The organism is Pseudomonas sp. GM24 (assembly GCF_000282235.1).
Classification (GTDB): Bacteria; Pseudomonadota; Gammaproteobacteria; order Pseudomonadales; family Pseudomonadaceae; genus Aquipseudomonas.
This window is the reverse complement of the sequence record NZ_AKJR01000302.1, coordinates 1-6843: the sequence shown is the minus strand read 5'-3', so window position 1 is coordinate 6843 and position 6843 is coordinate 1. Positions and strand designations below refer to the sequence as shown.

Annotated in this window: 7 protein-coding genes; 5 read left to right on the top strand and 2 right to left on the bottom strand. The window is 58.6% G+C overall.

Annotated elements, in window-relative coordinates:
- The coding region (locus PMI23_RS27210; RefSeq protein WP_007950233.1) for a M10 family metallopeptidase at positions 1-1013 on the bottom strand (1013 nt) is incomplete at its 3' end.
- A 202-nt stretch (positions 1014-1215) separates the two neighbouring features.
- On the opposite strand from PMI23_RS27210, the gene PMI23_RS27205 reads away from it, so the two are divergent.
- Both PMI23_RS27205 and PMI23_RS27200 read left to right on the top strand, forming a co-directional pair.
- Positions 1216-1860: an MBL fold metallo-hydrolase gene (locus PMI23_RS27205; protein ID WP_007917060.1), complete on the top strand. Its 645-nt coding sequence runs from the start codon at positions 1216-1218 to the stop codon at positions 1858-1860.
- A 117-nt stretch (positions 1861-1977) separates the two neighbouring features.
- Positions 1978-2715 (top strand): OmpA family lipoprotein, encoded by a 738-nt coding sequence (locus PMI23_RS27200; protein WP_007917058.1) that lies wholly within the window; start codon positions 1978-1980, stop codon positions 2713-2715.
- Between the two features lie 254 nt (positions 2716-2969).
- Here PMI23_RS27200 and PMI23_RS27195 read toward each other — a convergent pair whose 3' ends face one another.
- On the bottom strand, positions 2970-3404 hold the full coding sequence (locus PMI23_RS27195) for a YhcB family protein (RefSeq protein ID WP_007917055.1): 435 nt from the start codon (positions 3402-3404) through the stop codon (positions 2970-2972).
- Positions 3405-3548: 144 nt separating this feature from the next.
- Here PMI23_RS27195 and PMI23_RS27190 point away from each other — a divergent pair, with 144 nt between their 5' ends.
- The 3 genes from PMI23_RS27190 (at position 3549) to zapE (ending at position 6743) form a co-directional block, all read left to right on the top strand.
- A complete protein-coding gene (locus tag PMI23_RS27190; protein ID WP_042705054.1) occupies positions 3549-4178 on the top strand; it encodes an alpha/beta hydrolase in 630 nt (209 codons plus the stop codon).
- Positions 4179-4202: 24 nt separating this feature from the next.
- A complete protein-coding gene (locus PMI23_RS27185) occupies positions 4203-5558 on the top strand; it encodes a tryptophan--tRNA ligase (RefSeq protein ID WP_007917052.1) in 1356 nt (451 codons plus the stop codon).
- A gap of 90 nt (positions 5559-5648) precedes the next feature.
- Positions 5649-6743 (top strand): cell division protein ZapE, encoded by a 1095-nt coding sequence (gene zapE, locus PMI23_RS27180; protein WP_034156483.1) that lies wholly within the window; start codon positions 5649-5651, stop codon positions 6741-6743.
- Positions 6744-6843: the final 100 nt, after the last annotated feature.

The following is a 6843-nucleotide window of genomic DNA, read 5'->3' as shown; positions in this document are numbered from 1 at the left end:
ACGTAGTAGGTGTCGACGCCATCGCCACCGGACATGGTGTCGGCACCTGCGCCGCCATCAAGCGTGTTGTTCAGCGCGTTACCGGTGAGGATGTCGTTGAACGCAGAACCGATGGCGTTCTCGATCTTCGCCCCGTAGGCAATCGCCAGGCCGTCATTGATCGCGGTCTGGTTGTTGTAATCGATGAACGCCTTGCCGATCTGGCTGTAAGCGCCTTCATTGAGGTTGATGCTGACGGCTGCGAGCTGGTTGCTGCCATCGATGGTGTCGTTGCCGCCGCCATCCCAGATGGTCTCGAAAATCGACTGGTTGGCTGCCCACTTGTAAACAGTGTCACCGGCCTGCCACGCCATGTTGGCGCCATACAGGCTCTGGATCGCGATGATGTCCAGCACCATTGGCGTGGTTGGCTGGTAGGAATAATTGCTGTTGTAGCTCATCACCGTGAAGTGAACATCATCGAGCGTCGGGTCGAGCAGGGTCTTGTTGGTCGAGCTGGCGTCGAACGGGTGCTTGAGTCCTAGCGCATGGCCGATTTCATGCACGAACGTCATGTAGTCGTAGGTGCCTTTGCCCGGGTTCGGATCATTGGTCTGCGGACCGATCCAGACATCGCCGGCGACTGGCGTATTGGCCGGGAAGTAAGCCCACGCAGCGGTCTTGTCGTCCATCAAGCGATAGCCGCCAAAACGCATGTCGCCGACGTTGAAAAGGGTGTCGGTGGTCAGCGTGAAGTTGAGGTTGGCGACGGCACTCCAGGCGCCCAGCGCGCTGGTGATGGCGGTTTTTTGCCCGGCCGTGAGCTCATACAGTGCGTTGTATTCGTTGTCGGGGCTGTAATCAGTCACGAAATACGAAGTGACCGGTGCCATGAAGCTATAGCTCAGGTTGGTCGGCCCAGTCGGACTCCAGTTGGCTCCCAGCCAATAGGTGCCGGAGATGAGGCTGTCGACGAGGGCATTGCCCGTCAGCGTGGAGGGCAAACTGATCGAATACGTCTTGGGCGTTGGCATAGGATTTCCTGAGAGCTATGCGACCCTTCCTGAATGCGGCCGCTACAAAAAAAACGCGATTTTGCACCAGAATTTATACATTTGACATCATAGGGCCACTATTTTCTGATTAGTGGCGTCAAATTACTGGCCTGGCATTCTGTATCGGCGCGTGCAGTAGAATCCTGAAAAAATGCTGTCCGCCGTCTGTCGAGGATTTTTCATGTCAGTTGTAACGCCTTCTCTCATCCGCGAAACCTTCCCCGTCGGCCCTTTGCAGTGCAACTGCACGATCATTGGCGACCCGTTGACCAAGAAAGCCATCGTCGTCGACCCCGGCGGCAACCCTGATCTGATCATGGCGCGCCTTGATGCGCTGGGCCTGAAAGTCGTCAGCATCATTCACACCCACGCGCATCTGGATCATTTTCTCGCTTCCGGGCAAATGAAGGAAAAAACCGGCGCGACCCTGCACCTGCACAAGGAAGATCAATTCCTGTGGGACAACCTGGAAATGCAATGCCAGATGTTCGGTGTGCCGTATGTGCCCGTGCCGTCGCCGGATCGCTGGCTGAGCGACGACGAAGAGCTGGCCTGCGGCTGCGGCGTGGCGCTGCATACGCCAGGTCATACACCCGGTTCCATGAGCTTTTGGTTTTCCGAGGCTAAGCTGTTGATAGCCGGCGACACGTTGTTTCGTCGCGGCGTAGGGCGTACGGATTTGTGGGGCGGCGATCAGGCGACCATCGTGCGTTCGATCAAGCAGCGGCTATATACCTTGGACGAGGACGCAATCGTGGTGACCGGACATGGGCCGGATACGCGTCTGGGGGACGAGATGCGCGAAAACCCGTTTGTGCGCGCCTAAATATTTTGTCACGAGTGCCCGGCGGAATTTTTGTGCATTGTCATGATCAAACGCCCGCGCAGGTCCATTAACCCAGTGGCCGCTGCACCACAGAATGCGAAAAACCAGGAGCTCTCCATGTTCACCAAGCGTCGTTTGATTATTGTCGCTACTGCCGTGGCCTTGCTGTCCGGCTGTGCCTCGCCTAACCCGTATGACAATCAGGGCCAGGCTGACGGTGGCTCGCAAGGCATGAGCAAAACCGCCAAGTACGGTGGCCTCGGTGCTCTGGCCGGTGCGCTCGCCGGTGCCGCCATCGACCACAACAACCGCGGCAAAGGTGCCCTGATCGGTGCGGCTGTGGTGGGTGCCTCCGCAGCCGGTTACGGTTACTACGCCGACCAGCAGGAAAAGAAACTGCGCGCGAGTATGGCCAACACCGGTGTTGAAGTGCAGCGTCAGGGCGATCAGATCAAGCTGATCATGCCGGGCAATATCACCTTCGCTACCGACTCGGCGAACATCGCTTCCAGCTTCTACCAGCCGCTGAACAACCTGGCCAACTCGTTGAAAGAATTCAACCAGAACCAGATCGAAATTGTTGGCTACACCGACAGCACCGGCAGCCGCCAGCACAACATGGACCTGTCGCAGCGTCGTGCGCAGAGCGTGGCGACCTATCTGACCTCGCAAGGTGTCAGCGGTGCCAACCTCTCGGCCCGTGGCGCCGGTCCGGATAACCCGATTGCCAGCAACGGTGACGTGAATGGCCGGGCGCAGAACCGTCGGGTTGAAGTCAACCTGAAGGCGATCCCGGGTCAGCAGTATGGTGGTCAGCAGCAACAGCAGCCGGGTACGGTTCAGCAGTATCCGTAAGCGCTAGCCTGAATGAAAAAATGCCCGGTCCAGTGATCGGGCATTTTTTTGTCTGGCCTGTTATGGCCTCATCGCGAGCAGGCTCACTCCCACAGGAATTGATGATGTACACAAAAGTTGTGTTCCACACCTAACCCTGTGGGAGCGAGCCTGCTCGCGAAGGGGGCATAACAAACAGGCACAAATCATCGGATACAAAAAAGCCCCCGGACACATCACTGTCCGGGGGCTTTTTGTTTGTCAGCGAAGGCTGATTACTTCTTCAAACCATAATGCTCATCGAGCATGCCCGGTGAGTTCGGGGTCTTCGGTGCGTAATCACGTGGCGGCTCCTGATCGCGCGGTGGCGTCAGGCGTTCACGTGGTGCGACTGCCGCGTCAGCGTGCAGGGCGGCGATCAGGCGCTGGCGGGTCTGCTCGTCCAGGGCCAGACGATTGGCGCCCTCGGCGAGATGATCCTGCACTTCCTGATAGCTCTGGGTCAGCTTCTTGACCAGCATCGCGGTGCTGTTGAAGTGGGTGACCACCTCGTTTTGATAACTGTCGAAACGCTCCTGGATATCATCCAGTTGACGCTGCGTACGGCTCGGCGCGGCGTTCGGCGCAACGCGCGCGATCAGGAATCCAATGGCGACACCCACAACCAGGGCAAGAGTCGGTAACAACCAAACTAAGAGCGAGTGTTCCACGAGTCCTTCCTCTATAAACGGCTTTGCTTTACGTTAACGGCTCGAACCTGCGCTGTATACCGCGATTCACTCGCAATAGATTGGCACAGACAATTTGCTAGACGAGTCGACCTGATTCGAGGTCACGGAGTTCCTTCCTTGCTGATGCGTGAAACCCCTGTAGTGATTGACGGCCCGGTGGGTCAACTTGAGTCTCTGTACCTGGATAACGAGCAGCCAATCGGCATCGCGCTGATCTGCCACCCGAACCCGGTGCAGGGCGGCACCATGCTCAACAAGGTCGTCTCGACCCTGCAGCGCACCGCGCGCGATGCGGGCCTGATTACCTTGCGCTTCAACTATCGTGGCGTCGGTGCCAGCGAAGGTTCGCACGACATGGGCATCGGCGAGATCGACGATGCTCAGGCTGCCGCTGCATGGCTGCGAGAAAAACACCCGGATCTGCCGCTGACCCTGTTCGGTTTTTCCTTCGGCGGATTTGTTGCAGCAAGTCTCGGCGGTCGACTCGAAGCGCAGGGCGTACAGCTCGAGCACCTGTTCATGGTTGCTCCGGCGGTGATGCGTCTGGGCGAGCAGGATCAACTGCCGCAGCAGGGTGAACTCACGGTGATCCAGCCGGAAACCGACGAAGTCATCGATCCGCAACTGGTTTACGACTGGTCGGAAAAACTCCAGCGCCCCCATGAGCTGCTGAAAGTGGCAGAATGCGGACACTTTTTTCATGGCAAGCTGACCGATCTCAAGGATCTGATCCTGCCGCGTCTCTCGAATTGATTGCAGTCTGACAAGCGATTACCCATGACGAACCGTACCCGTATCCTCACCGGCATCACCACCACCGGCACGCCGCACCTGGGCAACTACGCCGGCGCCATCCGCCCGGCGATCCTCGCCAGCCGCGACAGCAATGCCGATTCGTTCTACTTCCTGGCCGACTACCACGCCCTGATCAAATGCGATGACCCGCTGCGCATCCAGCGCTCGCGTCTGGAAATCGCCGCGACCTGGCTGGCCGGTGGCCTCGATGTCGACCGCGTGACGTTCTACCGTCAGTCTGACATCCCGGAAATCCCTGAGCTGACCTGGCTGCTGACCTGCGTGGCCGCCAAGGGCCTGCTCAACCGTGCGCACGCTTACAAGGCGTCGGTGGACAAGAACATCGAAACCGGTGAAGACCCGGACGCCGGCATCACCATGGGCCTCTACAGCTATCCGGTACTGATGGCGGCGGACATCCTGATGTTCAATGCGCACAAAGTACCGGTCGGTCGTGACCAGATCCAGCACGTGGAAATGGCCCGCGACATCGGTCAGCGCTTCAACCACCTGTTCGGTCAGGGCAAAGAATTCTTCACCATGCCTGAAGCGCTGATCGAAGAAAGCGTGGCGACGTTGCCGGGCCTCGACGGTCGTAAGATGTCGAAGAGCTACGACAACACCATCCCATTGTTCTCCAGCGCCAAAGAGATGAAGGACGCGATCTCCCGCATCGTCACCGACTCCAAAGCGCCAGGCGAAGCCAAGGATCCTGACAACTCGCACCTGTTCACCCTGTTCCAGGCCTTCGCCACGCCAGCGCAGGCTGACGAATTCCGCAGCGAATTGCTCGGCGGTCTGGGTTGGGGCGAGGCGAAGAACCGTCTGTTCCAGTTGCTCGACAACGATCTCGGCGACGCGCGCGACAAATATCACCAGTTGATCGAGCGCCCGGCGGATCTGGAAGACATCCTGCAGATCGGCGCCAAGAAAGCCCGTGCCGTGGCAACGCCGTTCCTCAACGAACTGCGCGAAGCCGTTGGCCTGCGTTCCTTCGTCAATCAGGTTCAGGTTGCCGCGACGACCAAGAAGAAAGCCGCAAAAGCCGCACGCTTCGTCAGCTTCCGTGAAGACGACGGCAGCTTCCGTTTCCGTCTGCTGGCGGCCGATGGCGAGCAACTGCTGCTGTCGCGCAACTTCGCCGATGGTAAAACCGCCGGGCAGGTGACCAAGGAGCTGCAAGCCGGTCTCAATCTGGAGGTGCGTAAAGAAGACCTGAACTTCAGTGTGTGGCTGCATGGCGAGTGCGTTGGCGACAGCCCGGCATTCGCCGACGCTGCTGCGCGGGACGCGGCCATCGAGGCTTTGCGCGTCGCGCTGACCCCGGTTCAGGACTAATCGGCGGCACGGTCCGACCAAGGGCCGATTGCCATTCCCACGGGCCGTCGCTACAGTGACGGCCCGTTTTTGTTGCCTTGCTAACGAATTATGACGCCCCTAGAACGATACCAAGCTGATCTGAAACGCCCGGACTTCTTCCATGACGCCGCGCAGGAAACTGCTGTGCGTCATCTGCAGCGTCTGTACGAGGATCTGATCGCCGCCGATCAGAACAAACCGGGTCTGCTGAGCAAACTGTTCGGCAAAAAAGATCAGACGCCGGTCAAGGGCCTGTATTTCTGGGGCGGCGTAGGTCGCGGCAAAACTTATCTGGTCGACACCTTCTTCGAAGCGCTGCCGTTCAAGGAAAAGACCCGCACCCACTTTCACCGCTTCATGAAGCGTGTGCACGAAGAGATGAAAACCCTCGGCGGCGAGAAAAACCCGCTGACCATCATCGCCAAGCGCTTTGCGACCGAGTCGCGGGTGATCTGCTTTGATGAATTCTTCGTCTCCGACATCACCGACGCGATGATCCTCGGCACGCTGATGGAAGAGTTGTTCAAGAATGGCGTGACCCTGGTCGCGACCTCGAACATCGTGCCGGACGGTCTGTACAAGGACGGCCTGCAACGCGCGCGTTTCTTGCCAGCCATCGCCCTGATCAAGCAGAACACCGAGATCGTCAACGTCGACAGCGGTGTCGACTACCGTCTGCGTCACCTCGAACAAGCGGAACTGTTCCACTATCCGCTCGACGAAGCCGCTCACGAAAGCCTGCGCAAGAGCTTCAAGGCTCTGACGCCAGAGTGCACCGCAGCGGTCGAGAACGACGTGTTGATGATCGAAAACCGCGAGATCCGTGCGCTGCGCACGTGTGACGACGTGGCCTGGTTCGACTTCCGCGAACTGTGCGACGGCCCACGTAGCCAGAACGACTACATCGAACTGGGCAAGATTTTCCACGCCGTGCTGCTCAGCGGTGTCGAGCAGATGAGCGTCACCACCGATGACATCGCCCGCCGTTTCATCAACATGGTTGACGAGTTCTATGACCGCAACGTCAAGCTGATCATCTCCGCTGAAGTCGAGCTGAAGGATCTGTACACCGGCGGCCGCTTGAATTTCGAATTCCAGCGCACGCTGAGCCGTCTGCTGGAGATGCAATCGCACGAATTCCTGTCGCGGGCGCACAAGCCTTAAACAGAATCGCGAAACAAAAAAGGGCCTGCAATTGCAGGCCCTTTTTTATGTCCAGAATTCACCGCAATACCCTGTAGGAGTGAGCCTGCTCGCGATAGCG